At 60.4% G+C, this 27,000-nt stretch carries 27 protein-coding genes and 2 tRNA genes; 28 read left to right on the top strand and 1 reads right to left on the bottom strand.

What is annotated here, in order from left to right:
• Nucleotide 1 precedes the first annotated feature (1 nt).
• The 22 genes from rlmN (at nucleotide 2) to GJ699_RS03945 (ending at nucleotide 20,859) form a co-directional block, all read left to right on the top strand.
• Nucleotides 2-1,174 carry a dual-specificity RNA methyltransferase RlmN gene (gene rlmN, locus GJ699_RS04050; RefSeq protein WP_154373371.1) on the top strand — a complete coding sequence of 391 codons (1,173 nt, stop codon included), beginning with the start codon at nucleotides 2-4 and terminating at the stop codon, nucleotides 1,172-1,174.
• Nucleotides 1,174-1,980 (top strand): type IV pilus biogenesis/stability protein PilW, encoded by an 807-nt coding sequence (pilW, locus tag GJ699_RS04045; protein WP_154373370.1) that lies wholly within the window; start codon nucleotides 1,174-1,176, stop codon nucleotides 1,978-1,980. Before rlmN ends, pilW begins: the two co-directional genes overlap by 1 nt.
• A gap of 13 nt (nucleotides 1,981-1,993) precedes the next feature.
• Nucleotides 1,994-2,995 carry a RodZ domain-containing protein gene (locus GJ699_RS04040; protein ID WP_154373369.1) on the top strand — a complete coding sequence of 334 codons (1,002 nt, stop codon included), beginning with the start codon at nucleotides 1,994-1,996 and terminating at the stop codon, nucleotides 2,993-2,995.
• A gap of 22 nt (nucleotides 2,996-3,017) precedes the next feature.
• A complete protein-coding gene (ispG, locus tag GJ699_RS04035; RefSeq protein ID WP_154373368.1) occupies nucleotides 3,018-4,283 on the top strand; it encodes a flavodoxin-dependent (E)-4-hydroxy-3-methylbut-2-enyl-diphosphate synthase in 1,266 nt (421 codons plus the stop codon).
• Nucleotides 4,270-5,613 (top strand): histidine--tRNA ligase, encoded by a 1,344-nt coding sequence (gene hisS / locus GJ699_RS04030; RefSeq protein ID WP_154373367.1) that lies wholly within the window; start codon nucleotides 4,270-4,272, stop codon nucleotides 5,611-5,613. The genes ispG and hisS overlap by 14 nt, the downstream gene beginning before the upstream one ends.
• Nucleotides 5,614-5,643: 30 nt before the next feature.
• Nucleotides 5,644-6,297: a YfgM family protein gene (locus GJ699_RS04025; RefSeq protein WP_154373365.1), complete on the top strand. Its 654-nt coding sequence runs from the start codon at nucleotides 5,644-5,646 to the stop codon at nucleotides 6,295-6,297.
• 48 nt (nucleotides 6,298-6,345) lie between these two features.
• Nucleotides 6,346-7,485, top strand: a complete 1,140-nt coding sequence (bamB, locus tag GJ699_RS04020) for an outer membrane protein assembly factor BamB (RefSeq protein ID WP_154373363.1) — start codon at nucleotides 6,346-6,348, stop codon at nucleotides 7,483-7,485.
• A 5-nt stretch (nucleotides 7,486-7,490) separates the two neighbouring features.
• Nucleotides 7,491-8,837 carry a ribosome biogenesis GTPase Der gene (gene der / locus GJ699_RS04015; protein ID WP_154373361.1) on the top strand — a complete coding sequence of 449 codons (1,347 nt, stop codon included), beginning with the start codon at nucleotides 7,491-7,493 and terminating at the stop codon, nucleotides 8,835-8,837.
• A 195-nt stretch (nucleotides 8,838-9,032) separates the two neighbouring features.
• Nucleotides 9,033-9,269, top strand: coding sequence for an RNA chaperone Hfq (gene hfq, locus GJ699_RS04010; protein WP_072780809.1), 237 nt, complete (start codon nucleotides 9,033-9,035; stop codon nucleotides 9,267-9,269).
• A gap of 42 nt (nucleotides 9,270-9,311) precedes the next feature.
• On the top strand, nucleotides 9,312-10,478 hold the full coding sequence (gene hflX, locus GJ699_RS04005; protein WP_154373359.1) for a GTPase HflX: 1,167 nt from the start codon (nucleotides 9,312-9,314) through the stop codon (nucleotides 10,476-10,478).
• Nucleotides 10,479-10,495: 17 nt separating this feature from the next.
• Nucleotides 10,496-11,794 carry an FtsH protease activity modulator HflK gene (gene hflK / locus GJ699_RS04000; protein ID WP_229261938.1) on the top strand — a complete coding sequence of 433 codons (1,299 nt, stop codon included), beginning with the start codon at nucleotides 10,496-10,498 and terminating at the stop codon, nucleotides 11,792-11,794.
• On the top strand, nucleotides 11,794-12,705 hold the full coding sequence (gene hflC, locus GJ699_RS03995; protein WP_154373356.1) for a protease modulator HflC: 912 nt from the start codon (nucleotides 11,794-11,796) through the stop codon (nucleotides 12,703-12,705). Before hflK ends, hflC begins: the two co-directional genes overlap by 1 nt.
• Nucleotides 12,706-12,858: 153 nt before the next feature.
• Nucleotides 12,859-14,019: an ATP phosphoribosyltransferase regulatory subunit gene (locus GJ699_RS03990; protein ID WP_154373354.1), complete on the top strand. Its 1,161-nt coding sequence runs from the start codon at nucleotides 12,859-12,861 to the stop codon at nucleotides 14,017-14,019.
• Entirely contained in the window at nucleotides 14,020-15,333 is a 1,314-nt protein-coding gene (locus GJ699_RS03985) for an adenylosuccinate synthase (RefSeq protein ID WP_154373352.1), read from the top strand.
• An 11-nt stretch (nucleotides 15,334-15,344) separates the two neighbouring features.
• On the top strand, nucleotides 15,345-15,890 hold the full coding sequence (locus tag GJ699_RS03980; protein WP_154373350.1) for a phosphoribosyltransferase: 546 nt from the start codon (nucleotides 15,345-15,347) through the stop codon (nucleotides 15,888-15,890).
• A 263-nt stretch (nucleotides 15,891-16,153) separates the two neighbouring features.
• Entirely contained in the window at nucleotides 16,154-16,831 is a 678-nt protein-coding gene (locus tag GJ699_RS03975; RefSeq protein ID WP_154374090.1) for a choice-of-anchor E domain-containing protein, read from the top strand.
• A 30-nt stretch (nucleotides 16,832-16,861) separates the two neighbouring features.
• Nucleotides 16,862-17,539, top strand: coding sequence for a choice-of-anchor E domain-containing protein (locus GJ699_RS34425; RefSeq protein WP_229261937.1), 678 nt, complete (start codon nucleotides 16,862-16,864; stop codon nucleotides 17,537-17,539).
• Nucleotides 17,540-17,605: 66 nt separating this feature from the next.
• Nucleotides 17,606-18,202, top strand: coding sequence for a MarC family protein (locus GJ699_RS03965; RefSeq protein ID WP_154373347.1), 597 nt, complete (start codon nucleotides 17,606-17,608; stop codon nucleotides 18,200-18,202).
• Nucleotides 18,203-18,223: 21 nt separating this feature from the next.
• Nucleotides 18,224-18,913 (top strand): MgtC/SapB family protein, encoded by a 690-nt coding sequence (locus tag GJ699_RS03960; protein ID WP_154373345.1) that lies wholly within the window; start codon nucleotides 18,224-18,226, stop codon nucleotides 18,911-18,913.
• A gap of 72 nt (nucleotides 18,914-18,985) precedes the next feature.
• Nucleotides 18,986-19,273, top strand: a complete 288-nt coding sequence (locus GJ699_RS03955; protein ID WP_154373343.1) for an autorepressor SdpR family transcription factor — start codon at nucleotides 18,986-18,988, stop codon at nucleotides 19,271-19,273.
• Nucleotides 19,270-19,905, top strand: coding sequence for an SdpI family protein (locus GJ699_RS03950; RefSeq protein ID WP_154373341.1), 636 nt, complete (start codon nucleotides 19,270-19,272; stop codon nucleotides 19,903-19,905). Before GJ699_RS03955 ends, GJ699_RS03950 begins: the two co-directional genes overlap by 4 nt.
• 12 nt (nucleotides 19,906-19,917) lie before the next feature.
• Nucleotides 19,918-20,859 (top strand): alpha/beta hydrolase, encoded by a 942-nt coding sequence (locus GJ699_RS03945; protein ID WP_154373339.1) that lies wholly within the window; start codon nucleotides 19,918-19,920, stop codon nucleotides 20,857-20,859.
• 4 nt (nucleotides 20,860-20,863) lie between these two features.
• On the opposite strand, the gene uvrB is transcribed toward GJ699_RS03945, so the two are convergent.
• Nucleotides 20,864-22,936: an excinuclease ABC subunit UvrB gene (uvrB, locus tag GJ699_RS03940; RefSeq protein ID WP_154373337.1), complete on the bottom strand. Its 2,073-nt coding sequence runs from the start codon at nucleotides 22,934-22,936 to the stop codon at nucleotides 20,864-20,866.
• A gap of 113 nt (nucleotides 22,937-23,049) precedes the next feature.
• Between uvrB and GJ699_RS03935 the strand changes: the two genes are divergently transcribed.
• The 6 genes from GJ699_RS03935 to GJ699_RS03910 all read left to right on the top strand — a co-directional run bounded on the left by GJ699_RS03935 (nucleotide 23,050) and on the right by GJ699_RS03910 (nucleotide 26,957).
• The gene (locus GJ699_RS03935; protein WP_195763454.1) at nucleotides 23,050-24,246 is read left to right on the top strand and encodes an amino acid aminotransferase; all 1,197 of its coding nucleotides are present in this window, start codon (nucleotides 23,050-23,052) and stop codon (nucleotides 24,244-24,246) included.
• 117 nt (nucleotides 24,247-24,363) lie between these two features.
• Nucleotides 24,364-24,439, top strand: a tRNA-Asn gene (locus GJ699_RS03930).
• 71 nt (nucleotides 24,440-24,510) lie between these two features.
• Nucleotides 24,511-24,759: a hypothetical protein gene (locus tag GJ699_RS03925; RefSeq protein ID WP_154373335.1), complete on the top strand. Its 249-nt coding sequence runs from the start codon at nucleotides 24,511-24,513 to the stop codon at nucleotides 24,757-24,759.
• Between the two features lie 51 nt (nucleotides 24,760-24,810).
• A tRNA-Asn gene (locus GJ699_RS03920) sits at nucleotides 24,811-24,886 on the top strand.
• A 556-nt stretch (nucleotides 24,887-25,442) separates the two neighbouring features.
• Nucleotides 25,443-26,450, top strand: a complete 1,008-nt coding sequence (locus tag GJ699_RS03915; protein ID WP_154373333.1) for a hypothetical protein — start codon at nucleotides 25,443-25,445, stop codon at nucleotides 26,448-26,450.
• Nucleotides 26,451-26,657: 207 nt separating this feature from the next.
• Nucleotides 26,658-26,957: a type II toxin-antitoxin system RelE/ParE family toxin gene (locus GJ699_RS03910; RefSeq protein ID WP_154373331.1), complete on the top strand. Its 300-nt coding sequence runs from the start codon at nucleotides 26,658-26,660 to the stop codon at nucleotides 26,955-26,957.
• Nucleotides 26,958-27,000 lie beyond the last annotated feature (43 nt).

Raw genomic sequence — 27,000 nt, 5'->3', positions numbered from 1 at the left:
TATGAACGCACCTCTGATCAACTTGCTGGATTTCGATCCCGCGCAGCTCATCGCCTATTGCGCCGAGTTGGGAGAGAAACCGTTCCGCGCCAAGCAACTGCAGCGCTGGATCCATCAATTCGGCGCCTCGGATTTCGACGCCATGACGGACCTGGCCAAGTCGCTGCGCGATAAATTGAAAACCCGCGCCGAGATCAAAGCCCCCGCGATCATCAGCGACCATACCTCGTCCGACGGCACCCGCAAATGGCTGGTTGACGTCGGCAACGGCAATGCCGTGGAAACCGTGTACATTCCAGAAGAGAATCGCGGCACCCTGTGCATTTCCACCCAGGCCGGTTGCGCCGTCAACTGCCGTTTCTGCTCGACCGGCAAGCAAGGCTTCAGCCGCAACCTGAGCGTGGGCGAAATCATCGGCCAGCTATGGATGGCCGAATTCGAACTGCGCCGCACCAAGGGCATTGAGCCCGGCCCGAAAGGCGAACGCCAGATCACCAACGTGGTGATGATGGGCATGGGCGAGCCGCTGCTGAACTTCGATCCGACCGCCACCGCGCTCAAGCTGATGCTGGACGATAACGCCTACGGCCTGTCGCGCCGTCGCGTCACGCTGTCCACCTCGGGCGTGGTGCCGATGATCGACAAGCTGTCGCAGGAAGTGCCGGTGGCGCTCGCGGTCTCGCTGCACGCCTCCAACGACGAGCTGCGCAACGGCCTGATCCCGCTGAATAAAAAATATCCGCTCAAGGAGCTGATGGCCGCCTGCAAGCGCTACATCGAGTTTGCGCCGCGCGACTTCATCACCTTCGAGTATTGCATGCTGGATGGCGTCAATGACAGCGACGAGCACGCGCGCGAACTGGTGGCGCTGGTGCAGCACCCCGAGTACGGCGTGCACTGCAAATTCAATCTGATTCCGTTCAACCCGTTCCCGGAATCAGGGCTGCTGCGTTCGAAGAACCCGCGCATCAGCGCCTTCGCGCAAGTGCTGCTGGATGCCGGCATCGTCACCACCATCCGCAAAACCCGTGGCGACGATATCGACGCCGCCTGCGGCCAGCTGGCCGGCGAAGTGCAGGACCGCACCAAGGTTCAGCAGCGGATGGAAAAAATGGCCGAATATCAGAACAAGTTCGGTGCCAACTTCGGCAAGATCGTGGAGATCCGTTCCTGATGACCTTCCTGGCGCAGCGTAGCCGGCTCAGTCTCGTCGCGCTCTGCGTGGCAGGGGCGCTGGCCGGCTGTGCTTCGTCGGGCAGCAACAAGGCCGAGCTGACCACCACCTCCGACGCCACCGCCGTGCAGCGCAAGGTCGACATCCGCATGCAACTGGCGATCGGCTACTTCCAGCAAGGCCAGTACTCGGTGGCGCTGGATGAGGTCAAGATGGCGCTGGCGGCCGACCCGAATTACGCCGACGGCTACGGCATGCGCGGCCTGATTTACCAGCAAATGGGCGAAATCGCCTTGGCCGAAGACAACTTCGTCCGCGCCCGCAAACTGGCTCCGTCCAACCCCGAACTGGACAATAATTACGGTTCCTTCCTGTGCCAGACCGGGCGCGCGAAGGAAGCCTTGCCGCTGTTTGATGCGGCCCTGAAGAACCGCGCCTATCGTTCGCCGGCCAGTGCCGCCAACAACGCCGGTTCGTGCGCTTTGAAGATCAAGGATTACGCCAGCGCGGAGCGTTATCTGCTGCAAGCCTTGCAGTTGACGCCCGACCTGCCGGCCACCAACACCAATCTGGCCAGGGTGTATGTTGAGAAGGGCGATTATGTGCGCGCCAATTTCTTCATCACCCGCCTGAACAAGGTGGCAAAGATGGAGAGCCTGACGGCCGATGTGCTGTGGCTCGCGATTAAGGTGCAGCATAAGCTGGGCGATAAGGACGCGGAAGCGGGATGGGCGACGCAATTGCGCCGTCACCACGCCGGGTCGGCCGAGTATGCTGCTTATCAACGTGGGGCGTTTGATGAGTGAAACAGGGGTACCAATGAATTCTGAGTGGGCAGAACCGCCGCAGGAACAGGGCAGCACCGGCAAGGCCACGCCCGGCGCGCTACTGGCAGCCCAGCGCCAGGCGATGGGCTGGACGGTGGAGCAGATTGCGGATCAACTGAAGCTGGCGGTGCGCCAGGTGAAGGCATTGGAAGCCGGCGATTATGCCGCGCTACCCAACATGGCGGTCACGCGTGGCTTTGTACGCGCCTATGCCAAGGTGTTGAAGATGGATGCGGCGCCGCTGGTGGCGATGATCGAAGCGGCAGCGCCACCGGTCCCCGAGGTGGTGGTGCCGCGCAAGGATTTGTCGGCCTCGTTCTCGGAATCGCGCTTGAGTTTGGGCGGCGAGCGTCCGTCCAAGCCGGCCGGTTGGCTGATCGGCCTGGCCGCGGTGGTAGTGGTGGGCGGCGCGGCCGCTTACGCTTACCAGAGCGGCCTGATTCCGGCCTCGCTGTTCGAGCGCAAGGCGGAAGAGGCCAAGCCGGCGCCGGCCATCGAGACCACGCTGGTCAAGGAGCCGTCGACGCTGCAGCAGCCTAACGTGCCGCTGATTTCGGTGCCGCCGCAAGCTGGCGATCAAGCCGCCACTGGCAGCTCGGTAGCAGGTGTGACGCCGCCGGCGACCGAACCAGCCGCCGCAACGGCGCCGGCAACCGTGACGCCGCCGGCTGCGGCTGCCCCGACTCCGGCGCCAGTGGTAGCCGCGCCAGCGCCGACACCGGCCGCGCCGGCCGCATCGCCAGTGGCGAGCGGTGTCGGCCACCAGCTGGTGCTGACGGTGACCGAAGACTCGTGGGTGGAAATCCGCCGCCCCGGCACGACGCCGTTGATTTCGAAGCTGGTGAAAGCGGGCAGCACCGAGACGTTTGATATCAAGGATCCGGCGCTGCTGATCGTTGGCAAACCGTCGGGCGTGCAGGCCACGCTGGGCGGCGCGCCGCTGCCGTTGCCAGCTATCCCCGGTGGCACGATTTCGCGCGTAAATATCAAGTAAGAGTACAAGTAAGAGCACAACCATGACGCAAACTGCTATTCCTTCGGGACCCATCGACCGCCGCGCCAGCCGCCGCGTGCTGATCCAGCACGGCGAGCGCAAGATCTGGGTCGGCGGCGACGCCCCGGTGGTGGTGCAGTCGATGACCAACACCGACACCGCCAACGCCATCGAAACCGCGATCCAGATCCGCGATCTGGCGCGCGCGGGTTCGGAACTGGTGCGCCTGACCGTGGATCGTCCGGAAGCCGCCGAAGCGGTGCCCTACATCCGCGAGCAGCTGGACAAGATGGAAGTCGATGTGCCGCTGGTGGGCGATTTCCATTACAACGGCCACACGCTGCTGAACGATTATCCGGAGTGCGCCAAGGCGCTGTCCAAGTACCGCATCAACCCGGGCAACGTTGGCAAGGGCGCCAAGCGCGATACGCAGTTTGCGCAAATGATCGAAGTGGCGGCGCGCCACGACAAGCCGGTGCGCATCGGCGTCAACTGGGGCAGCCTGGATCAGGCGCTGCTGGCGCGCATCATGGACGAAAACGCGGTGCGCGCGAATCCGTGGACCGCGCAGCAGGTGATGTACGAGGCGCTGATTACCTCGGCCATCGAAAACGCGCAACGCGCGGAAGAACTGGGCCTGGCGCGCGACAAGATCATCCTGTCGTGCAAAGTCTCGGGCGTGCAGGATTTGATCGCGGTGTACCGTGAACTGGGCAAGCGATGCGACTATCCGCTGCATCTGGGCCTGACCGAGGCCGGCATGGGCAGCAAGGGCATCGTTGCTTCGACCGCCGCGCTGTCGGTGCTGCTGCAAGAGGGCATCGGCGATACGATCCGCATCTCGCTGACGCCGGAACCGGGCGGCGACCGTACCAAGGAAGTGGTGGTCGGCCAGGAGATCCTGCAGACCATGGGCCTGCGCAAGTTCACGCCGATGGTGATCGCGTGCCCAGGCTGCGGCCGCACCACCTCGACCACGTTCCAGGAGCTGGCGGATAACATCCAGACCTTCCTGCGCGAGCAGATGCCGGAGTGGAAAAAGACCTATCCGGGCGTGGAGGCGATGAACGTGGCCGTGATGGGCTGCATCGTTAACGGCCCGGGCGAATCCAAGCATGCCAACATCGGCATCAGTTTGCCGGGCACGGGCGAATCGCCGGCGGCGCCGGTGTTTGTCGATGGCGCCAAGGTGGCCACGCTGCGCGGTGAGCGCATCGTCGAGGAATTCCAGGAAATCGTACTGAATTACGTGAAGAAGAACTACAGTAAAGAATATGTCCAAATCTGAAAAAATCGTCGCCGTTAAGGGCATGAATGACATCCTGCCGCAGGACTCGCACCTGTGGCAGCTGTTTGAGAACACCGCACAATCGGTGGTGCAGAGCTATGGCTTCCAGCAGATCCGCACCCCGATCGTGGAAGACACCGCGCTGTTCAAACGCGCGATCGGTGCCGTCACCGACATCGTTGAAAAGGAAATGTACTCCTTCGAAGACTCGATGAACGGCGACCAGCTGACGCTGCGTCCCGAAGGCACCGCCGGCGCCGTGCGCGCGGTGATCGAACATAACCTGGTCTACGAAGGTCCGAAGCGCCTGTGGTACACCGGCCCGATGTTCCGCCACGAGCGTCCGCAGCGCGGCCGCTATCGCCAGTTCTACCAGTTCGGCTGCGAAGCGGTCGGCTTCACCGGCCCGGACGTGGACGCGGAACTGATCATCATGTGCCGCCGCCTGTGGGATGACCTGGGCCTGCCGGAGATCCGCCTGGAACTGAACTCGATCGGCGACGCCGAAGAGCGCGCGCGCCACCGCGTCGACCTGATCGCCTATCTGGAAAAGCACGAGGACATCCTCGACGCCGAAGCCAAGCGCCGCCTGCACAGCAACCCGCTGCGTATTCTGGACACCAAGAACCCGGCGATGCAAGAGATGGTCAACGCCGCGCCGAAGCTGATGGATTACCTGGGCGAGGAATCGCTGGCCCACTTCAACGGCGTGCGCAAGATCCTGGACCACAACAACATCCCGTATGTGATCAACACCCGCCTGGTGCGCGGTCTGGATTACTACAACCGTACCGTGTTCGAATGGGTCACCGACTCACTGGGCTCGCAAGGCACGGTGTGCGCCGGCGGCCGTTACGATCCGCTGATCGCCTCCTTCGGCGGCAAGCCAACGCCCGCCGTCGGTTTCGCCATGGGCATCGAGCGCCTGCTGGAGCTGATGAAGGAAGCCGGCGAGCCGGAAGCGCCTGGCCAGTGCGACGTCTACCTGGTGCACCAGGGCGAAGCGGCGCAGCTGCAAACCTTCGTGCTGGGCGAGCGCCTGCGCGACGCCGGCCTGGACGTCATCATGCACGGCGCCACCGCGGCCGGTGCCGGCAGCTTCAAATCGCAGATGAAGAAGGCCGACGGCAGCGGCGCCGCCTACGCCATCATCATCGGCGAAGATGAAGTCACCAATAACACCGCCGCCGTGAAATCGATGCGCGCGGCGGAAGGGGAGCAGCAACAAACCACGGTGCCGTTCGACGACGTAGTAGACTTCGTGGTCGATCAAATCACCGACAGCGGCGATCATCACCATCACGTGCACGACGAGCACTGCAACCACTAATTCACTCAACGATAAGCGCAGACGAAGACCATGGCATACGATCTTGAAGAACAAGAACAGATAGCGTCCCTCAAAGCATGGTGGGACAAGTACGGCAACGCCACGACCTGGGTGCTGATCGCCGGCCTCGCGGCGTACTCCGGCTGGACCGGCTGGAACTACTACCAGCGCAGCCAGGCTTCGCAAGCTTCGGCGCTGTACGAAGAGCTGCAGAACGCGGTGCAGGCCAAGGACAACGCCAAGGTGCTGCGCGCCGCCGGCGACATGGAAAGCAAATTTGGTAGCACCGCCTACGCGCCGATGGGCGCACTGGTGGCGGCCAAGAGCGCGTTCGAAGCCAATGACCTGAAATCGGCCAAGGCCCAGCTGCAATGGGCTGCGGAACATGGTTCGGATGAGTTCAAGGCGGTGGCCAAGATCCGTCTGGCCGGCGTGCTGCTGGACGAAAAAGCCTACGATGAAGCGCTGAAGACCCTGGCCGGCGATGTGCCGCCAGCGTTTGCCGGCGCCGTGGCTGACCGCAAGGGTGACATTCTGGCCGCGCAGAACAAGCTGGCAGAAGCGCGCAGCGCCTATCAGGCCGCGCTGGATGCGACCGACAAGAAGAATCCGGGCCGTCAGCTGATCCAGTTGAAGCTGGAAGCGATTGGCGGTTCCGTACCAGCCGACAAAGGCGCAGCGTAATTTCCCGGCGCGGCGTGGGCCGCGCCTATCCAGATCAAGGTTAAAAAGATGCGTATTACCGAAAAAGTTGTTGCAGCAAGCGTGTTTGCGATGTTGGCCGGTTGTTCCTTGTTCGGATCTAAAGAAAGCAAGACCCAGCCGGTGCCGCTGGTGGAGCTGAAAAATCCATCGCTGAATCCTAAAGTGGTGTGGAAATACTCGCTGGGCAAAGCTGGCAACGCGGTGTTCACTCCGGCATTGGCCGGCGACAGCGTGTACGTGGCCGATGCCGACGGCGTGCTGGTACGCCTGAACGCCGCCACCGGCAAGGAAGCGTGGCGCGTCAAGACCGGCACCGACCTGACGGCCGGCGTTGGCACCGATGGCGAAGTGGTGGTGGTGGGCGGCGCCAAGGGCCAGATACTGGCGTATGACGTCAGCGGCAAGCAGCTGTGGAAAGCTCAGGCGACCAGCGAAGTGCTGTCGTCGCCGGAAGTAGGCAATGGCGTGGTGGTGGTGCGCAGCGTCGACAACATGATCACCGGTTACGACGCCAAGACCGGCGCCAAAAAGTGGAACGTGACCCGTACCGTGCCGGCCCTGACCCTGCGCAATGCGCCGGGCATGGTCATCAACGGTCAGAACGCCTACATCGCCCAGCCGGGCGGCAAGCTGCTGGCGCTGAACGTGGCCGGTGGCCTGCAGCGCTTTGAAGTGGTGGTCGGTGAGCCACGCGGCGCCACTGAGCTGGAACGTGTAACCGACATCGCCGGCACCCCGGTGATTTTTGAAAAAGACGTGTGCGCCGTGTCGTATCAGGGTCGGGTGGCATGCTTTGACGCCACCACCGGCGCGCCGCACTGGAGCAAGGCCGCTTCGTCCGATCGTGGCGTGGCGGTGGATCAGCGTTTTGTATTCGTCTCGGACGAAAAAGGCGACGTGGCCGCCTATAGCCGTGAAAACGGCGCCAACGCCTGGAAGAACGACAAGTTGTCGTACCGCGTGCTGTCCACTCCTGTGTCCTATGGACGCACGGTGGCGGTGGGCGACTACCAGGGTTACATCCACTTCCTGTCGCGGGAAGATGGTTCGTTCATAGGTCGTGTGGCGACCGACGGCAGCGCGATCAACGCTGATCCTGTCGTCGCTGGCACGAATTTGATTTTCCAAACCCAATCAGGGACAGTGACCGCGCTAGCGGTCGAGTAAGAAGAATGAAGCCGGTAATCGCACTAGTGGGTCGACCCAATGTAGGGAAATCGACCTTGTTTAATCGTCTGACCCGCTCGCGCGATGCGCTGGTGGCGGACTTGCCTGGGTTGACGCGCGATCGTCACTATGGCGAGGGCCGTGTCGGCGAACGTCCCTTCCTCGTTATTGACACCGGCGGCTTTGAGCCGGTGGCCAAGGAAGGCATCCTGCATCAGATGGCCAAGCAGACCAAGCAGGCCGTGGCCGAAGCCGACGTGGTCGTGTTTCTGGTCGACGGCCGTCAGGGTCTGACGCCGCACGACAAGACCATCACCGACTTCCTGCGCAAGAGCGGTCGTCCGGTGATCCTGGTCGTGAACAAGGCCGAGGGCATGCGCTACAACGCCGTGGTCGCGGACTTCTATGAACTGGGGATGGGCGAACCGGCGGTCATTTCTTCGGCCCACGGCGATGGCGTCCACGATCTGGTGGACCTGGCGTTGAACACCGCTTTCGAACAGCGTCCGGAAGATCCGGAAGAGCTGGAGAAGACCGATCGCGGCATCAAGATCGCGCTGGTCGGCCGTCCCAACGTCGGCAAGTCGACGCTGATCAACACCCTGGTGGGCGAAGAGCGCGTGATCGCCTTCGACATGCCGGGTACCACCCGCGATTCGATCGAGATTCCGTTCGAGCGCGAAGGCAAGCAGTACACGCTGATCGACACCGCCGGCATCCGCCGCCGCGGCAAAGTGTTTGAAGCGATCGAGAAGTTCTCGGTGGTGAAGACGCTGCAATCGATCTCGGAAGCCAACGTGGTGGTGCTGATGCTGGACGCCCAGCAGGACATCTCCGAGCAGGACGCCCACATCGCCGGCTTCGTGCTGGAAACCGGCCGCGCGCTGGTCATTGCCGTCAACAAGTGGGACGGTCTGGAATCGTGGCAGCGCGACGAGATCAAGATCGACATCGACCGCAAGCTGGACTTCCTCGGTTTCGCCAAGATGCACTTCATCTCGGCGCTGAAGGCGCAGGGCATCGGCCCGCTGATGAAATCGCTGAACCAGGCCTACGCCGCCGCCTTCGCCGATCTGTCGACGCCTAAGCTGACCCGCGCGCTGATCGAAGCGGTGGAAAAGCAGGAGCCGAAGCGCAAGGGCTCGATCCGTCCGAAGATGCGTTATGCCCACCAGGGCGGCATGAATCCGCCGGTGATCGTCATCCACGGCAACGCCCTGGATGCGATCAGCGAACCGTACAAACGTTATCTGGAGAAGCATTTCCGCGAGACGTTTAACCTGGTCGGTACGCCGTTGCGGATCGAACTGCGTACCGGTAAGAATCCGTTCGCCAAATCTTCCGAAAAATAAAGCGGTTTTTTTGCAGGAACACCCTGCAAAAAAAACAAAAACAGGTTACAGTGGCTTAGAAGCACCACTTTTGACGTGGCGAGCGGTGTTTCAGCGAAAATTGTTTGACTTTTTTGTGACTTTTCGCTGGGCCACGTACTTGAAATCAAGCGTTTCGCCTCCACTTCCAACACAACAACATAAAATGGAGCTGTTATGAGCAACAAAGGGCAACTGTTACAAGACCCATTCCTGAACGCCTTGCGCAAAGAGCACGTTCCTGTCTCGATCTATCTGGTCAACGGCATCAAGCTGCAAGGCCATATCGAATCGTTCGACCAATACGTCGTTTTGCTGCGTAACACCGTGACCCAGATGGTCTACAAGCACGCCATCTCCACCGTGGTACCGGCGCGCGCCGTCAACCTCAATATTGAAAACGAAGCGGAATAAGCGTTTGCAGTATCGCTTCTTCCCACAACGTCTGACCGTCGTATGCGCGCAGCTCTAGTCGGTATTGATTTCGGCCAGGGCGACTTTGCCGCCAGCATCGAGGAATTGCAGCTGCTGGCACGGTCGGCGGGCGCCGAACCGGTGACCACCATCACGGCAAAGCGCTCCTCCCCGGACGCGGCTTATTTCGTCGGCAGCGGCAAGGCCGACGAAATCGGCCAGGCCGTGCTGGCTGATCGCGTCGAAATCGTCATTTTCAATCACGCGCTGTCGCCGGCGCAGCAACGCAATCTGGAAAAGCGCCTGAACATTCGGGTGCTGGACCGGACCAGCTTGATTCTTGATATCTTTGCCCAGCGTGCCAAAAGCCACGAGGGCAAGCTGCAGGTCGAGCTGGCGCAGTTGCAGCACTTGGCCACGCGTCTGATCCGTGGCTGGACTCACCTGGAGCGGCAAAAGGGCGGTATCGGCCTGCGCGGTCCTGGTGAAACCCAGCTGGAGACTGACCGCCGCCTGATTGGTGAGCGCGTCAAAGCGCTGCGTGCGCGCCTGGCCAAGCTGCGCAAGCAGCATGAGACCCAGCGCCGTTCGCGCAACCGTACCCAGACTTTCTCGATCTCGCTGGTCGGCTATACCAATGCCGGCAAGTCGACCCTGTTCAACGCGGTCACCAAGGCTGGCGTGTATGCGGCCGACCAGTTGTTCGCGACGCTGGACACCACCTCGCGCCGGGTCTATATGAACCAGGAAGTAGGGCACGTGGTGCTGTCCGACACGGTCGGTTTCGTGCGCGAGCTGCCGCACCAGCTGGTGGCGGCATTCCGCGCCACGCTGGAGGAAACCATCCACGCCGATCTGCTGCTGCATGTGGTGGACGCGGCGTCGCCGGTGCGCATGGAGCAGATCGAACAGGTCAACCTGGTGCTGCAGGAAATCGGCGCCGACCACATCCCGCAAATCCTGGTGTGGAATAAGATCGACGCGGCGGGTCTCGAACCCTCTGTCGAGCGAGATGAGTATGATAAGATTTCCAGGGTCTTCCTCAGTGCCCGCACTGGGGCCGGACTGGATCTGCTGCGCGGCGCCATCACCGAATGGGCCCAGGCCGCGCCGGGCGCGCGTCTGCAACAGCAGCCGTCCTACGATATAGAAGAAGAATTAGAAGCAGAAGAGAGCAGTCCCACCCTCACTCACGTTGGATCACACTAATGCGTGTCTCCTCACTTATGAAACGACTCGGCCTGAAGCTGTCGCTGAACGACCCCCGCTGGGGGAAGGACAACAAGCCGCAGGCCAATGAAGGCAAGAAGCCCGGCGAAGGTCCGCCCGACATGGAACAGCTGTGGCGCGACTTCAATCAGAAACTGAATGGCTTGTTTGGTCAGAAGCGTCCCAACGGCGACAACAACAATGGTGGCGGTGACGGCGGCGCGCCGCGTCCCGACATCAGCGGCGGCGTGCGCGCCACCGCCGGCGCGATCGGCGCCGTGGTGGCGCTGATCTGGCTGGCCAGCGGTTCGTTCATCGTGCAGGAAGGCCAGACCGGCGTGGTCTACACCTTCGGTAAGGTCAGTCATACCACCGGCTCCGGTTTTAACTGGCGCTGGCCGTATCCGTTCCAGAGCGATGAAACGGTCAAGGTATCGCAGATGCGCATGGTGGAAATCGGCTATCGCGGCAATATCAAGAACAAGCAGACGCGCGAATCGCTGATGCTGACCGATGACGAAAACATCATCGACATTCAGTTCGCCGTGCAGTTCAAGCTGAATAACCCGGTAGCGTGGCTGATGAATAACCGCGACGAGGAAGACACGGTGCGCCAGGTGGCCGAAACCTCGATCCGCGAAATCGTCGGCCGCAACAAGATGGACTTCGTGCTGTACGAGGGCCGCGACAAGGTCGCCTTCGAGACCCAGCAATTGATGCAGCAGATTCTGGACCGCTACGCCTCCGGCGTGCTGATTTCCAGCGTCACGCTGCAGGCGGTGCAGCCGCCGGAGCAGGTGCAGGTGGCGTTTGACGACGCCGTCAAGGCCGGCCAGGATCTGGAACGCCAGAAGAATGAAGGCCAGGCCTACGCCAACGACATCATTCCAAAAGCGCGCGGCTACGCTTCGCGTCTGCAGCAGGAGGCCGAAGCCTATCGCTCGATGGTGGTGGAAAACGCCACCGGTAACGCCTCGCGCTTCAAGCAGGTGCTGGTTGAGTACCAGAAGGCGCCGGCCGTTACGCGCGACCGCATGTATCTGGACACCATGCAGCAGATCTTCTCCAGCGCCTCCAAGGTGATGGTGGATGCCAAAACCGGCAGCAATCTGCTGTATCTGCCGCTGGACAAGCTGATCGCCCAGGCCGCGGCCACCGACGCCCAGGCTGCGGCGGCACGCGCCGCCGCGCAAGCGGCCGCCAATCCGCCATCGTCCACCACCGCCTTGCCATCCGACCTGATGCCGTCGGTGGAGGTCAACCGCGTGCGCGATCCGCGCTCGCGCGACTCCTTACGTGACCGGGAGAGCCGTTAATGAACCGCATAGCTAGCACCGTAGTCCTGGCGTTCATCGCGCTGATGCTGCTGTCGTCGACCGTGTTCGTGGTCGACCAGCGCAAATATGCGATCGTGTTCGCGCTGGGCCAGATCAAGGAAGTGATACGCGAGCCGGGTCTGCACTTCAAACTGCCGCCACCGTTCCAGAACGTGGTGTTCCTGGATAACCGCATCACCACCATCGAATCGCCGGACGCCGACCGCTTCATCACCGCCGAGAAGATGAACATCCTGGTGGACAGCTTCGTCAAATGGCGCATTGGCCGCAACGAGAATCAGCCCAAGCTGTACTACGTGACCTTTGGCGGCGACGAAAGCCGTGCGCGTGACCGCATGTCGCAGATCATCAAGGCCGCGCTGAACGAGGAAATCAGCAAGCGCACCGTGGCTGAGGTGATCTCCGGCCAGCGCAGCAAGGTGATGGACGGGATCCGCAACAAGGTGGTGGCGGATGCCGCGCAGATCGGGGTCGAGATCATCGACGTGCGCCTCAAGCGCGTCGAGTATGTTGAGCAGATCAACAACTCGGTGTACGAGCGCATGAAGGCCGAGCGTACCCGCGTCGCCAACGAGCTGCGTTCCACCGGTTCGGCTGAATCCGAGAAGATCCGCGCCGATGCGGAGCGCCAGCGCGCCGTGATCCTGGCCGAAGCCTATCGCCAGGCCGAAGAGGTCAAGGGTGAGGGCGACGCCAAGGCATCGGCCATCTACGCCGAAGCGTTTGGCCGCAATCCGGAGTTCTACAAGTTTTACCGTAGCCTGGAAGCCTATCGCACCACCTTCAAGAACCACGGCGACGTGATGGTGATGGACGCCAGCTCCGACTTCTTCAAGTACTTCAAGGGCTCGGGCGCCGGCGGCGCAGCCCCGGCTCCGGCCAAAAAGTAAGCCGCACCACGATCCGGCAGCGCCCTTGGCCTGCCGGATCGCATCTTTTTCCCCTCTAAAGACGCATTTTCGCGTAAAATATCAGGTTCGGCCGTACAGTTAAGCGGCCGTGGCCTGTGCGCCGCATTGTTCATTTCTTAATTAAATAGTCCCATGCCGAATTGGCTGCTGCCTGAGAATATCGCCGACGTATTGCCGTCGGAAGCGCGCAAAATTGAAGAGTTGCGCCGCCTGATGCTGGATAATTTCCGCTTGTATGGCTACGAGTTGGTGATGCCGCCGCTGCTGGAGTACCTGGAGTCGCTGCTGACCGGCGCCGGTGAAGACACCGATCTGCGCACCTTCAAACTGGTCGACCAGCTGTCGGGTCGCATGCTGGGCCTGCGCCCGGACATGACCACGCAAGTGGCGCGCATCGACGCCCACCTGTTGAACCGCGCTTCGGTCACCCGTCTGTGCTACGCCGGCAGTGTGCTGCATACCCGTCCATCGGGCCTGCACGCCACCCGCGAGCCGCTGCAGATCGGTTGCGAAATGTACGGTCACGCCGGCCTCGAAGCCGACGCCGAAATCCAGGAACTGGCGTTGTCGTCGCTGGCCCTGGCCGGCTTCACCGATGTGCGGCTGGACCTGACCCATGTCGGCGTGCTGCACGCGTTGCTGGAACACTGCCCGGCCGCCAAGCGCGATCAGGCTAAAATCCATGCCGCGCTGCGCGCCAAGGATGTGCCGGACCTGCAGGCGCTGACCAGGGATTACGCGCCGCAGGTGCGCGACGCCTTGCTGGCGTTGCCGTCGCTGTATGGCGATATCGATGTGCTGAGCAAGGCGCGCGACGTGCTGCCGCAGCTGCCGGGCGTGACCAAGGCGCTGGCCGAACTGGCGGCGCTGGCGGCATCGGCGATCGGCCGTGCCCAGGTGCAGATCGATCTGGCCGACCTGCGCGGTTATCAGTATGAAAGCGGCGCGATGTTCGCGCTGTATGTACCAGGCTTGCCGAACGCGGTGGCGCGCGGCGGCCGTTACGATCACGTAGGCGAGGCATTTGGCCGGGCGCGTCCCGCCACCGGCTTCTCGCTCGACCTGCGCGAACTGGCGCGCCTGTTGCCGACTGCGGAACGCAAGCATTCGATCCGCGCTCCATGGGGCAACGCGCCGGAATTGAAGGAAAAAATCGCCGAGCTGCGCAAGTCCGGCGAAGTGGTGATCCAGAGTATGCCGGGTCACAGCCACGAACTGGACGAGTTCGAGTGCGATCGCGCGCTGGTGCTCGACGAGAATGGTAGTAACTGGATTCTTAAAAACTTAGGTTGAATGATGTCTATGAAAAACGCAAAAAACGTCGTCGTCATCGGCACCCAATGGGGCGATGAAGGTAAAGGCAAAATCGTTGACTGGCTGACCGACCACGCCCAAGGCGTGGTGCGCTTCCAGGGCGGTCACAATGCCGGCCACACGCTGGTCATCGGCGGCGTGAAAACTGCGCTGCAGTTGATCCCGTCGGGCATTATGCGTCCAGGCGTGGCCTGCTACATCGGTAACGGTGTGGTGGTGTCGGTGCCGGACGTGCTGCGCGAAATCGACAAGCTGGAAGCGGTCGGCGTTGAAGTTGCCTCGCGCCTGAAAGTGTCGGACGCCGCGCCGGTGATCCTGCCTTACCACGCCGCGCTGGACCATGCGCGCGAAGCCGCCCGCGGCGACGCCAAAATCGGCACCACCGGCAAGGGCATCGGCCCGGCCTATGAAGACAAAGTGGCGCGCCGCGCCATCCGCGTCGCCGACCTGTTGAACGAAAAGCGTTTCGCCGAAAAGCTGGCAGCCAATCTGGACTACCACAACTTCGTGCTGGAAAACTATCTGAAAGCACCGAAGGTCGACTACCAGAAAACCCTGGACGACGCGCTGGCCTACGTGCCGCGTCTGCGTCCGATGGTGACCGACGTCTCGAGCGCGCTGTACAAAGCGCATAAAGCCGGCGCCAACCTGCTGTTCGAAGGCGCCCAGGGCTCGCTGCTGGACGTCGACCACGGCACCTATCCGTTCGTGACCTCGTCGAACTGCGTGGCCGGCAATGCCGCCGCCGGCGCCGGCGTGGGCCCGAGCATGCTGCACTACGTCATGGGCATCACCAAGGCCTACACCACCCGCGTGGGTTCCGGTCCGTTCCCTTCGGAACTGCCAACCGACGCCGGCGTTGGCCACCACCTGGCGCAAGTGGGCCACGAGTTCGGCACCGTGACCGGCCGTGCCCGTCGCTGCGGCTGGTTTGACGCCGCGCTGCTGCGCCGCTCGGTTCAGATCAATGGCGTGACCGGCATGTGCATCACCAAGCTGGACGTGCTGGACGGCCTGGAAACCCTGAAGCTGTGCACCGGCTACACCATCGACGGCGAAGCGGTCGACATCTTCCCGTCGGGCGCCGAAGAAGCCGCGCGTTGCGTGCCGGTGTACGAAGAAATGCCGGGTTGGACCGACACCACCGTCGGCGCCAAGTCGATGGACGCGCTGCCAGTGGCGGCCCGCAACTACATCAAGCGTATTGAAGAACTGGTCGGCGTGCCGGTGGACATGGTTTCGACCGGTCCGGATCGTGAAGAAACGATCGTGCTGCGCCATCCGTTCGCGTAATCGAGGAAATTATGAGCACCCCACAATCCAACGAAAAACACCTCTGGGTCTCCTGGGATGAGTACCACCGCCTGATCGAGCGCCTGGCGCTCAAGGTGCACGAGTCCGGCTGGAAATTCGACATGGTGCTGTGCCTGGCGCGCGGCGGCGTGCGTCCGGGCGACGTGTTCTCGCGCATCTTCGACGTGCCGCTGGCGATCCTGTCGACCAGCTCCTACCGCGCCGAGAAGGGCACTGTGCAGGGCGATCTGGACATCGCCAAGTACATGACCATGACCAAGGGCCCGCTGTCCGGCAAGATTTTGCTGCTGGACGACCTGGCCGATTCCGGCGTGACCCTGATGAAGGTGGTGGACCACCTGAAGCAGAACTTCGACGGCGTGACCGAAGTGAAAACCGCAGTGATCTGGACCAAGGGCAGCTCGGCCTTCAAGCCGGACTACCAGATGGAAGAACTGCCACACAACCCGTGGATTCACCAGCCATTCGAAGACTACGACGCCCTGCGTCCGCATCAATTGGCGGCGTGGATCAAGAAAGGTGAGAGCAACGCGTAAGCGTTCCACTCAGTTAGCGTCACCAAAAAAGCGGCCTGCGGGCCGCTTTTTTTTCGTCTGTATATTTTACACAACATAATATTTCCATTGGTAAATAATTATTTCCAAAATTACTTCATGAGTGCAATAAAGCAATGATTGTTGCAATTTTGATGTTAAGATGGATTCAGTTTTTGACGTAAGTGAATCTCAGCCCAGAACACGCCGCGGCACTTGCATCTGTCACTCGATCAATCGAAATAATATTTGTATTGGAAATATTTATGAAACTGAAGAAACTTTCGCAAGCACTGTTGGTGGGCTGCTGTTTCGTCGCAGCCTCGGCGTCGGCAACGGTCATCACGGTTATGGCGCCTATCGCGACCTCCAACTCGATCGACGTCCAGGACACAAACTGGAGTGATTTCCTGAGCTTCGTCAAATTCGATAGCTCGCTGGGCACGCTGCAGTCGGTCAAGCTGGACCTGTACTCGGACGTGGTGGGTGGTATCGATGTGACCAACTACAACGCCAGTTCGGTCAAGATCAGCACCGATCTGAGCGCCACCATCGCGTTGCAGCGCAATCCTTCGGACAATCTGGTGCTGCTGACCGCGCCATTGTTCAGCGGCCAGGTGGAGGTCGCCGCCGGCGCCAACTATACCGACAGCAATTCCTACACCGCCCACGCCGATGCGACCTATACCGATGTCGCGACCCTGGCGCTGTTCAGCGCTCCGGGCGGCGGCACGCTGTCCACCGTGATCACCGCCAACGGCGGCACCCTGGCCGACATGACTGGCGTTGATGCCACCTTCACCACCCAGGCCGGCGGCCATGGTTCCATCACCTACAGCTATATCGCCGCAGTACCGGAACCGGAAACCTACGGCATGCTGCTGCTGGGTCTGGGCATGATGGGTGTGGTGGCCAAGCGCAAACAGCGCGCCGCCAAGGTTTGAGTCAGCGTCTGCTAACACTACGGGAATAACATGAAAAAAATCACTCATATCGCGCTCGCAGCCCTGGCGGTTGCGGCGGCAGCAGATGCGGCAGCCACGCCGGTGTTCAGCTACACCGTGACCTCCAATGTCGTCGGCAACGCCTACCTCGCCAATGGCGGCCTGGATATCGCCAAGTTCGACACCTCGCTAGGCATTCTGCAGTCGGTGGAAATCCAGTTCTTCACCGACCTCGGCACGACGGTGAAGGTGGAAAACCTGAGCAAGAAGTCGGGTTCGGACATCCTCGCCACCACCAGCGGCACGCTGACCCTGACCTCCAGCAGCGTGACGCAAACGGTGAGCTACAGCGATTCGTACGCAAAAACGCTGAAGCTCTTCGATACCAAGAACGACTTCGGTGGCGACTCGGGTTTCTCGCAGCCGCTGTCGTCGTCGTTCAACAGCGATGCCACCTATTCGGATGCGGCCACCAAGGCGGCCTTCTCCGGTCTGGGCACAGTGCACGCGAGCGTGACCGGCACCGCCGCCAGTCTGGTGACCGGGTCGTCCGGCAACACCCGTTCACTGGTGCTGCCAGCCTTTGATGCTTATGCCAAAGTGACCTACAACTACGTTTCGGCGGTGCCGGAGCCGGAAACCTACGCCATGCTGCTGGCTGGCCTCGGCCTGGTTGGCATGATGGCGCGTCGTCGTAAATCGGCATAGACCGATTCTGGTGTTAAACTCGAACGGGAGCCTCGGCTCCCGTTTTTTATTTGACTTTGGACTTACATGACCCAGGACTTCTTCCAGACCTTCATCCTGCTGCTGCTGGTGACCGACCCGTTCGGCAACGTGCCGCTGTTTGCCAGCGTGCTCAATCCGGTGCCGGCGGCGCGCCGGCCGCGCATCGTGGTGCGCGAATGCGCGATCGCCTTCATCCTGCTGCTGATCTTCATGTTCTTCGGCCGCCACTTCCTGACCGCACTGCACCTGTCCGAAGTGTCGCTACGCATTGGCGGCGCCGTGATCCTGCTGCTGATCTCGATCCGCATGATCTTCCCGCATCCGGACGGCGTGCTGGGCAGAGCGGAGGGCGGCGAACCGTTCATCGTGCCGCTGGCGATACCGGCGCTGGCCGGGCCATCGGCGCTGGCCACGGTGCTGCTGTTCTCGCGCGAGAGCACCGGCGAAGTGCTGGTGCACGTGGCCGCGCTGGCGGCGGTGGGCGTGGTGTGGCTGGCGGTGTTCCTCAGCGCCGAAAAGCTGCAGAAGGTGCTGGGGCCGCAGGTGATGACCGCCTTCGAACGCCTGATGGGCCTGATCCTGACCGCGATGTCGGTGGAAATGCTGTTGGGCGGCATACGCGAGTTCGTCAAAACCCTGTAAAGGTTTTTTGTGGAGGAAGCCATGCATCAGGTAACGCAATGGGACATGATCGGCCGCCTGGCGTTGTCCGCCTTGCTGGGCAGTTTTATCGGCTATGAGCGCGAGCGCCTGGCCTGGGCTGCCGGGCTGCGCACGCACATGCTGGTGTGCGTTGGTTCAACCCTGATCATGATCGTGTCGGCCTACGGCTTCGCCGACGTTACGGCGCCGGGCGTCGGGCTCGATCCTTCACGGATGGCGGCGCAGGTGGTGTCCGGCATTGGCTTCCTTGGCGCCGGCGCCATCATGGCGCGCGGCGAGATCGTGCGCGGCCTGACCACGGCGGCCAGCGTCTGGTCGGTGGCCGGCATCGGGCTGGCGGTCGGCGGCGGCCTGTATATTCCTGCGGTGGCGGCCACCGTCATCATCCTGATCATCCTGGCCGGCATCAAGCCGCTGGAGCGGCGCTTCATCGCCAGCCGCCAGTTGCGGGCGATTGTGATCTTCACCGAGCGCGATGCGCTGTCGCTGCCTAAGCTGCACGAAGCGCTGGGACCTGGCAGCGCCCGCGTCAAGACTTTCGTCATGCGCCACAAGGCCGGCGCACCCGATATCGATGAAATCCAGATCACGCTGTCGCGGCTGACGGAAGGGCAGTTCAGCGCCGTCAGCAAGCGCCTCGGCGAACTGCCTGGCGTGCTCGAAATCAAAGAAGGCGAAGTCGCACTCTGATCTGTAAAAGTGCTTGACCCGCGCTGCTATGCAGCCTATATTTAGATGGTTATCTAATTAGATGGTCGCCTAATGAATGCCACCAACAGCGCTTTCAAAGCCATCGCCGATCCCGCCCGGCGCGAGATTCTGCGCCTGCTGCGCGGCGGCGAGATGACGGCGGGTGAACTGGCCGAGCAATTCGACATGAGCAAGCCGACCATGTCGCATCACTTCGCGGTGCTGGCGGAAGCGGACCTGATCACGCGCCGGCGCGAAGGGCAGACCATCTGGTATGGCCTGAACACCACCGTGCTGCAAGACGTGCTGTCCTGGATGATGGACTTGACCGTCACCGATACCAAAGGGAGGAAGAAATGAGCAATCGTAGTCTCGTCGCATGCCTGCTGATGATCGCCGCCGCCTGCGTGGCCACCGCGTGGTACTGGCCGCAGTTGCCGGCGCAAGTGCCGGTGCACTGGAACGCCGCCGGCGTCATCGATGGCTATGGTCCGCGCGCGGCCTTGCTGCTGCTTGGGCCAGGCCTGATGAGCGCGATCACGCTGCTGTGCATGCTGCTGCCGCGCATTTCGCCGCGCGGCTTCGACATCGCCAGCTTCGCGTCGACTTACTACTACATTTGCGCGGTGACGGTGGCCTTGATGGGCTATGTCTACGCGCTGGTGCTGATGGATGTGGTGCATGGCAGCGTGCCGATGCAGCGCGCCATCCCGGCCGGCATGTGCGCGCTGCTGATCCTGATGGGGAATCCGCTGGGCAAAGTGCGCCGCAACTTCTTCATGGGCATCCGCACGCCGTGGACGCTGGCCAGCGACGCCGTGTGGTATGCCACGCACCGGCTGGCGGCGCGGCTGATGGTGGCCAGCGGCCTGCTTGGCCTGGTCGCCGTGGCGCTGGCGGCGCCGCACTGGATGCTGCTGGCGCTGATGCTGGCATGGGCGCCGCTGGCGGCCGGCTACTCGCTTTTGATGTACAAACGTCTTCCTCACTGAATGGAGCAAAGTATGCGTTTCAAATTGATGCTGTCGTTGTTGATGTTATCGCTGTCGGCGGCCGCCGCGCAGCGGCCGGTATCGCTGGAGGTGGGCGGCGGCACTGTCTACGGCACCGAGCTGACGCCGGATGGCATCAGCGGCAAAGTGCCGGTGGTGCTGCTGCACGCCGGCTCCGGCCCCACCGACCGCGATGGCAACAGCACCATGCTGCCAGGCCCGAACGACTCGCTGAAGATGGTGGCGGAGGCCTTGGCCAAGCGCGGCATCGCGTCGGTCCGTTACGACAAGCGCGGCATCGGCTCCAGCGCGCTGCCGGCGTTCAAGGAAGAGAATCTGCGGTTGGACGATTACATCGGCGATGCCGCCGCCTGGCTGAAGAAACTGCACGCCGACCCGCGCTTCTCGCGCGTGGTGATGGTGGGGCATAGCGAGGGCGCGTTGATCGCATCGGAAGCCTGCGCGCAGGGCGGGGCGGATGCCTGCGTGCTGATGGCCGGCAGTGGTCGCCCACTGGATGAGCTGCTGCTCGATCAGATGAAAGGCAAGCTGCCACCAGCGCTGGAGGACGAGAGCGACCGCATCATGGCCTCGCTCAAGGAAGGCAATACCGTGGCCGTGGTGCCGCCGCAGCTGATGTTCCTGTATCGTCCGGACGTGCAACCGTATGTGATCTCGATGCTGCAGCACGACCCGCGCAAAGCCATCGCCGCGTTGAAGATGCCGGTGCTGATCCTGCAGGGCACCTCGGACATCCAGGTGTCGGAAGACGACGCCAAGTCGCTGTCCGCCGCCGCGCCGCAAGCGAAGCTGGTCATCATCGACGGCATGAACCACGTGTTGAAAATCGTCGGCAAGGACCAGGCGCTGCAACAGAAATCCTACACCAGTCCCGACCTGCCAGTCGCCCCGCAGCTGATCGACGCCTTGAGCAGCTTCGTCAAGGCGCCGTAAGCGCTTAAGCCAGATTGTCGGCGCCGGGCGCGCCGAACAGCTGCTGCTTGAGATGGTGTAGTTGGTCGCGCACTTGCGCGGCCTTTTCGAACTCCAGGTTCTTGGCGTGATCGAGCATGGCTTTTTCGAGGCGCTTGATTTCCTTGCTGATCTGCTTCTCGCTCATCGCCTCGTACTTGGCGGTCTCCTGCGCCACCACCAGTTCTTCCTTGGCTCCCTTCTCGCTGTAGACGCCGTCGATCATGTCCTTGATGATCTTCTTCACGCCGCGCGGCACGATGCCGTTGGCTTCGTTGAAGGCGATCTGCTTGGCGCGGCGACGTTCGGTTTCACCGATCGCGCGCTCCATCGAATCGGTCATGCGATCGGCGTACAGCAGCGCCACACCGTTCAGGTTACGCGCGGCGCGGCCGATGGTCTGGATTAGCGAGCGTTCGGAGCGCAGGAAGCCTTCCTTGTCGGCATCCAGAATCGCCACCAGCGACACCTCCGGCAAGTCCAGACCCTCGCGCAGCAGGTTGATCCCGACCAGCACATCGAAGGTGCCGATGCGCAGATCGCGCAGCAGCTCGACGCGCTCCACGGTTTCGATATCGCTGTGCAGATATCGTACTTTGATGCCGTGATCAGCCAGGTATTCGGTCAGCTGTTCCGACATGCGCTTGGTCAGCGTGGTGACCAGCACGCGCTCGTTCTTGGCCACGCGGTCGGTGATCTCGGACATCAGATCATCCACCTGCGACAGGGCAGGGCGCACAATCACCAGCGGGTCCACCAGGCCGGTCGGACGCACCACCTGTTCCACCACCTGATCCGCATGGTTTTTCTCATAGTCGGCCGGGGTGGCGGAGACGAACACCGTCTGCCGCATCTTCTGCTCGAACTCTTCGAATTTCAATGGACGGTTATCCAGCGCCGACGGCAGGCGGAAGCCGTAGTCCACCAGATTGGTTTTGCGCGAACGGTCGCCGTTGTACATGGCGCTCAACTGGCCCACCAGCACGTGCGACTCATCGAGGAACATCAACGCGTCCTTCGGCAGATAGTCGACCAGCGTCGGCGGCGGCTCGCCAGCTTTGGCGCCGCTGAGGTGGCGCGAGTAGTTCTCGATGCCCTTGGTGAAGCCGATTTCCGCCATCATCTCCAGATCGAAGCGGGTGCGCTGTTCCAGCCGCTGTTCTTCAATCAGCTTGTTCTCCTTGCGGAAGAACTCCAGGCGTTCACGCAATTCCAGTTTGATGGTTTCAATCGCGCGCAGCACGGTGGAGCGCGGCGTCACGTAGTGCGAGCCGGGATAGACGGTGAAGCGCGGGATCTTCTGCTTGACGCGGCCGGTCAGCGGATCGAACAGCTGGATCGATTCCAGCTCATCGTCCCACAGCTCCAGGCGCACCGCCAGGTCCGCATTCTCGGCCGGGAAAATGTCCAGCGTATCGCCGCGCACGCGGAAGGTGCCGCGGCCGAAGTCCACTTCGTTGCGGGTGTACTGCATCTGGATCAGGCGGGCGATGATGTCTCGCTGCGATACGCGATCCTTCTGGCGCAGCGTCAGGATCATCTGATGGTATTCGTTGGGATTACCGATACCGTAGATGGCCGACACCGTGGCCACGATCACCACATCGCGCCGTTCCATCAGCGACTTGGTGCACGACAGCCGCATCTGCTCGATGTGCTCATTGATCGACGAATCCTTTTCAATGAACAGATCGCGCTGCGGCACGTAGGCTTCCGGCTGGTAGTAATCGTAGTAGGACACGAAGTACTCGACCGCGTTCTCGGGGAAGAATTCGCGGAACTCCGAATACAGCTGCGCCGCCAGCGTCTTGTTGGGCGCGAACACGATGGCCGGCCGGCCCTTGCGGGCGATCACATTGGCCATGGTGTAGGTCTTGCCGGAGCCGGTCACACCCAGCAGGGTCTGGAAGAACAGACCGTCGTCGATGCCTTCGCACAGCTGATCGATCGCGGTCGGCTGATCGCCAGCGGGCGGGAAGGGCTGGTGCAACTTGAAGGGTGAATCCGGGAAGGTCACCACAGTCGCGGTAGGGGTATCTGCTACAGGTAATTCAGCCATCTTGCTCAGACCTTTGTTAGAATAATGGCCTGCCAGCGGCCTGAATGGTTATTTTGAGGGCGCTGTCTATACATCTCTGCTGCGAACCGCTTCCAATCGAATCCAATCTTATCATGACGAATCCTAGCTTGTTCAGCGCCATCGACATGGCACCACGCGACCCTATCCTGGGTATTACCGAAGCCTTTAACGCCGACCAAAACCCACAGAAAATCAATCTGGGTGTCGGTGTTTATTATGACGACAACGGTAAGGTGCCGCTGCTCTCCTGCGTACAGAAAGCGGAAGAAATCCTGATCGCCACGCCGGCGCCACGCACCTACCTGCCAATCGAAGGTCTGGCGGCCTACGACAAGGCAGTGCAAGAGCTGGTATTTGGTGCTGACAGCGCGGTAATTCAAGAGAAGCGCGCGGTCACCGTGCAAGCTATCGGCGGCACCGGCGCCCTGAAAATCGGCGCCGATTTCCTGAAGCGTTTCGCGCCGGACGCGGAAGTCTACATCAGCGACCCAAGCTGGGAAAACCACCGCGCGCTGTTTGAAAGCGCCGGTTTCAAAGTCAACAACTACGCTTACTTCGACGCAGCGACCCACGGCGTGAACTTCGCCGGCATGATCGCTGACATCAAGGCCATGCCAGCCGGCTCGATCGTGCTGCTGCACGCTTGCTGCCACAACCCAACCGGCGCCGACCTCACCTCGGAGCAGTGGACCGAAGTGATCGCCGCCATCACCGCCGGCGGCCTGGTGCCGTTCCTGGACATGGCTTACCAGGGCTTCGGCGCTGGCATCGCTGAAGACGGCGCCGTGGTGCGTCGCTTCGCGGACGCCGGCGGCCCGCTGCTGGTATCGAACTCGTTCTCCAAATCGTTCTCGCTGTACGGCGAGCGCGTGGGCGCGCTGAGCGTGGTGGCTGCCACCGGCGAAGAAGCTGCCCGCCTGATGTCGCAACTGAAACGCGTGGTGCGCACCAACTACTCCAACCCGCCAGTACACGGCGGCAAAGTAGTGGCGACCGTGCTGACCACCCCGGAACTGCGTCAACTGTGGGAAGACGAGCTGGCCGCGATGCGCGTGCGTATCAAAGCCATGCGCGAAGAGTTCGTCGTCAAACTGGCCGCCAAAGGCCATGATTTCGCCTTCGTGCGCGATCAGATCGGCATGTTCTCGTATTCGGGCCTGACCAAGGCGCAAGTCGAGCAACTGCGCGCGCAATCGATCTACGCTGTCGATACCGGCCGCATCTGCGTGGCAGCGTTGAACTCGCGCAATATTGACGTCGTTATTGACGCCATCGCCAAAGTCATCTAAACTCTTGTTTCTTCGGGTTGCGCTGCAAGGCGCGATACGAAGAAACGGCAACAGGAAATACCGCAGTCAATCGCATCTTGCTAGAGCGAAAGAAACAGTATAAAATGTTGCCTCTAATCCCTGATAGCTCAGTCGGTAGAGCGACGGACTGTTAATCCGCAGGTCCCTGGTTCGAGTCCAGGTCGGGGAGCCAGAATACTAAAAAGCCCAGCCTTACGGTTGGGCTTTTTGCTTTTAGTCCCCCTTTCCCTCGGAGCGTGCCCCATGGACAATATCGACCAGCGTTACCTGGTTCAGCAGAACAAAATCAGCGACGGCGACCAGAAGCCACCGGTGTTTGCCAAGGTCATGCGCAGCAAGGAAGGCGTGTTTGAGGGCGTTTCCTTCATCCGCAACAAAGAGAAGGCCACGGTGATGACGGTGGCGGAGGCACAAGAGGCGGTGGATTGGGCGACCAACAAGAAGTCCGGCGCCAAGGACTACGTGACCAAAATTATCTGTGTTGGCCAGTAATCAAAAAAATTAGGCAAAATCCAATTCAGCGGATATAATTCTGGCCTCAATTCCCTGATAGCTCAGTCGGTAGAGCGACGGACTGTTAATCCGCAGGTCCCTGGTTCGAGTCCAGGTCGGGGAGCCAGAATTCAGTAGCATGTTAAAAACCCAGCCCTAACCGGCTGGGTTTTTGCGTTTTAGAGCCCGTTTATTTGCGCATAGTGGGCCAAGGTGATGCCGCTGGCCGCTGGGGATCAGCTACCCCTTGGGTTGGGCTCACGTAGCACAGGCTGGCACTCTGCTGGCCGGTCGATGGCTGGGCGGGACACGAGTGCAGGATGACGACAGGTACCGTTAGCGGAAATAAAATTGAAGAACATGTCTATTTACGCACAGAGGCGAACCTGTCCGGAGGTGGGAAGGATGCCTAGGGCTGAGACTGTGTTACACGAGAGAGTGCGCGCACTTGTTGATGGCAGTCGGGCACGCCAGCAAATCATGCGCAACGCTACAGGTTCCTACTACTCATCTAACAGGAAATTATGGTTTGTGACATTCGGATAGATTCAAAAACCCCCCAAGTGATAATATCATAATTGCATCAAAAATGATTGTTGTTTAATTTTATATTTTGCCTCAATGCTGTCTATTTGTTAATGTTTTAAATTATATATATTTCAAAACACAAAATAGGGGAAATTATGATGAAGGTAGCCAAAGTTACTCTTTTGTTTTTCGCGACGTCGTCAATTGCGTGCGCGCAACAAGAGGCAAGTTTGCCTCAGCAGCAATGTGTAAGCGAGCAAAAATCTGTATCTGGAATATCTGAAAAATATAAATCTACTTTTGATTCCTATCAAAAAGAGGGCGAGGATTTGAAAAATTCAGATGCGGCGGCTCAGTTCAAGTTTGATGTTACTTGGGCTGATACAGAAATAAGGTTTGGAACCCCATCAGTTACAGTTAAAGATCAAAAGATAATATTTGGTGTGCCACAAGTAACAATGAAGCTTCAGGAAATTGTGTTTGGAACTCCAAGTGTGCGAATGAAAAGAATTAAAACGGGACAATATCCAGAATTTTTTTGCGAAGATACATGGATTTCGGTTCTTGGCGTAAAAACAAAAGGGGTTCCGAACTGTACAGTGCGTTGGTCTGACACTTTTGCCGACGTTCCCGAGCCGTTCATGCAGGAGCAAAGAATAAAGACAGATATTCCGGAATTTAAATGGGCTGATACCCAAATTATAATGGGGATTCCTGAATTTTTCATGCAACAACAAAAGATTGTTTTGGGTTTACCGCAATTTAAGCTAAATTCTGTAATTATAAATCCAGGAGCGCTTAAAGATAAATCAGAGGATTTGCAGAATAGGGTTGCGACAACACGCGGACAATTAATTTCTGAAACCGGTGGAAATGTGCATAGCCTCTTTTCGTGTTATCGAGGCCAAATTTCTGCCGGAAAAGCTGCCGCAGGTGTTCAGTTTAATAATGGCCTTGCTCAAATTGATGCGGTGATACAGAGTATTAAATCACAAGGCGGTGATCCGACTAAAATGACTTCAGCAGATGGAACGGTAACAGATCTGCTTACGGCGAGGCTGGAGGTGATTGCAAAAAGGGATTCGGCTCTTGCAACTTTTGATGCAGCCTTAAAAACACTGGACGAAAATGAAAAGCAAACTATAGAAAAATTAAGTTCGTAGAGATTTTCGGCTGGTTCGAGTCCAGGTCGGGGAGCCAGAATTCAGTAGTGCGCCAAGAACCCAGCCCTAACCGGCTGGGTTTTTGCGTTTTGGCACCCGTTTGATGGGCTTTTATAGCCTGCTGCTGTTCCTGAGCGCTATCGTGAGCTTTGCTACTTTGCTACTTTGCTGGCTTGCACCGAGGGTGTCAATGACGTACCATTAAGCATGGAGACTAAGCCCGTCAGCGTCATTGAGGTGCCCGCATTCCTGAATCAGGCCAAGGTGCTGTGGACAGATGAGGAGCGGGCTGAATTAATTGACTATGTGGCCCGTAACCCGGAAAGCGGGGATGTTATTCCAGGCACTGGTGGAGTCCGAAAACTGCGATGGTCAAGGGCGGGAGCAGGTAAGCGTGGCGGCGCACGGGTGGTCTATTTCTACTATCGTTCAGATACGCCGATCTACATGCTGCTCGCCTATGCAAAGGCCGCAAGTGCGGACATGACACCGGATCAAAAACGGTAAGTAACGAAGTTGACGGCGATACTGAAAGATCTTGGCGCCGCGA

Origin of the sequence: Duganella guangzhouensis (assembly GCF_009674535.1) — a bacterium.
Lineage (GTDB): Bacteria > Pseudomonadota > Gammaproteobacteria > Burkholderiales > Burkholderiaceae_D > Rugamonas > Rugamonas guangzhouensis.
This window is presented reverse-complemented; position numbering and strand designations above follow the sequence as displayed.

Excerpts from the sequence above, each read along its gene's own strand:
- rlmN (WP_154373371.1), top strand. The coding sequence starts at position 2 with ATGAACGCACCTCTGATCAACTTGCTGGATTTCGATCCCGCGCAGCTC.
- pilW (WP_154373370.1), top strand. The coding sequence starts at position 1,174 with ATGACCTTCCTGGCGCAGCGTAGCCGGCTCAGTCTCGTCGCGCTCTGC.
- GJ699_RS04040 (WP_154373369.1), top strand. The coding sequence starts at position 1,994 with ATGAATTCTGAGTGGGCAGAACCGCCGCAGGAACAGGGCAGCACCGGC.
- ispG (WP_154373368.1), top strand. The coding sequence starts at position 3,018 with ATGACGCAAACTGCTATTCCTTCGGGACCCATCGACCGCCGCGCCAGC.
- hisS (WP_154373367.1), top strand. The coding sequence starts at position 4,270 with ATGTCCAAATCTGAAAAAATCGTCGCCGTTAAGGGCATGAATGACATC.
- GJ699_RS04025 (WP_154373365.1), top strand. The coding sequence starts at position 5,644 with ATGGCATACGATCTTGAAGAACAAGAACAGATAGCGTCCCTCAAAGCA.
- bamB (WP_154373363.1), top strand. The coding sequence starts at position 6,346 with ATGCGTATTACCGAAAAAGTTGTTGCAGCAAGCGTGTTTGCGATGTTG.
- der (WP_154373361.1), top strand. The coding sequence starts at position 7,491 with ATGAAGCCGGTAATCGCACTAGTGGGTCGACCCAATGTAGGGAAATCG.
- hfq (WP_072780809.1), top strand. The coding sequence starts at position 9,033 with ATGAGCAACAAAGGGCAACTGTTACAAGACCCATTCCTGAACGCCTTG.
- hflX (WP_154373359.1), top strand. The coding sequence starts at position 9,312 with ATGCGCGCAGCTCTAGTCGGTATTGATTTCGGCCAGGGCGACTTTGCC.
- hflK (WP_229261938.1), top strand. The coding sequence starts at position 10,496 with ATGAAACGACTCGGCCTGAAGCTGTCGCTGAACGACCCCCGCTGGGGG.
- hflC (WP_154373356.1), top strand. The coding sequence starts at position 11,794 with ATGAACCGCATAGCTAGCACCGTAGTCCTGGCGTTCATCGCGCTGATG.
- GJ699_RS03990 (WP_154373354.1), top strand. The coding sequence starts at position 12,859 with ATGCCGAATTGGCTGCTGCCTGAGAATATCGCCGACGTATTGCCGTCG.
- GJ699_RS03985 (WP_154373352.1), top strand. The coding sequence starts at position 14,020 with ATGATGTCTATGAAAAACGCAAAAAACGTCGTCGTCATCGGCACCCAA.
- GJ699_RS03980 (WP_154373350.1), top strand. The coding sequence starts at position 15,345 with ATGAGCACCCCACAATCCAACGAAAAACACCTCTGGGTCTCCTGGGAT.
- GJ699_RS03975 (WP_154374090.1), top strand. The coding sequence starts at position 16,154 with ATGAAACTGAAGAAACTTTCGCAAGCACTGTTGGTGGGCTGCTGTTTC.
- GJ699_RS34425 (WP_229261937.1), top strand. The coding sequence starts at position 16,862 with ATGAAAAAAATCACTCATATCGCGCTCGCAGCCCTGGCGGTTGCGGCG.
- GJ699_RS03965 (WP_154373347.1), top strand. The coding sequence starts at position 17,606 with ATGACCCAGGACTTCTTCCAGACCTTCATCCTGCTGCTGCTGGTGACC.
- GJ699_RS03960 (WP_154373345.1), top strand. The coding sequence starts at position 18,224 with ATGCATCAGGTAACGCAATGGGACATGATCGGCCGCCTGGCGTTGTCC.
- GJ699_RS03955 (WP_154373343.1), top strand. The coding sequence starts at position 18,986 with ATGAATGCCACCAACAGCGCTTTCAAAGCCATCGCCGATCCCGCCCGG.
- GJ699_RS03950 (WP_154373341.1), top strand. The coding sequence starts at position 19,270 with ATGAGCAATCGTAGTCTCGTCGCATGCCTGCTGATGATCGCCGCCGCC.
- GJ699_RS03945 (WP_154373339.1), top strand. The coding sequence starts at position 19,918 with ATGCGTTTCAAATTGATGCTGTCGTTGTTGATGTTATCGCTGTCGGCG.
- uvrB (WP_154373337.1), bottom strand. The coding sequence starts at position 22,936 with ATGGCTGAATTACCTGTAGCAGATACCCCTACCGCGACTGTGGTGACC.
- GJ699_RS03935 (WP_195763454.1), top strand. The coding sequence starts at position 23,050 with ATGACGAATCCTAGCTTGTTCAGCGCCATCGACATGGCACCACGCGAC.
- GJ699_RS03925 (WP_154373335.1), top strand. The coding sequence starts at position 24,511 with ATGGACAATATCGACCAGCGTTACCTGGTTCAGCAGAACAAAATCAGC.
- GJ699_RS03915 (WP_154373333.1), top strand. The coding sequence starts at position 25,443 with ATGATGAAGGTAGCCAAAGTTACTCTTTTGTTTTTCGCGACGTCGTCA.
- GJ699_RS03910 (WP_154373331.1), top strand. The coding sequence starts at position 26,658 with ATGGAGACTAAGCCCGTCAGCGTCATTGAGGTGCCCGCATTCCTGAAT.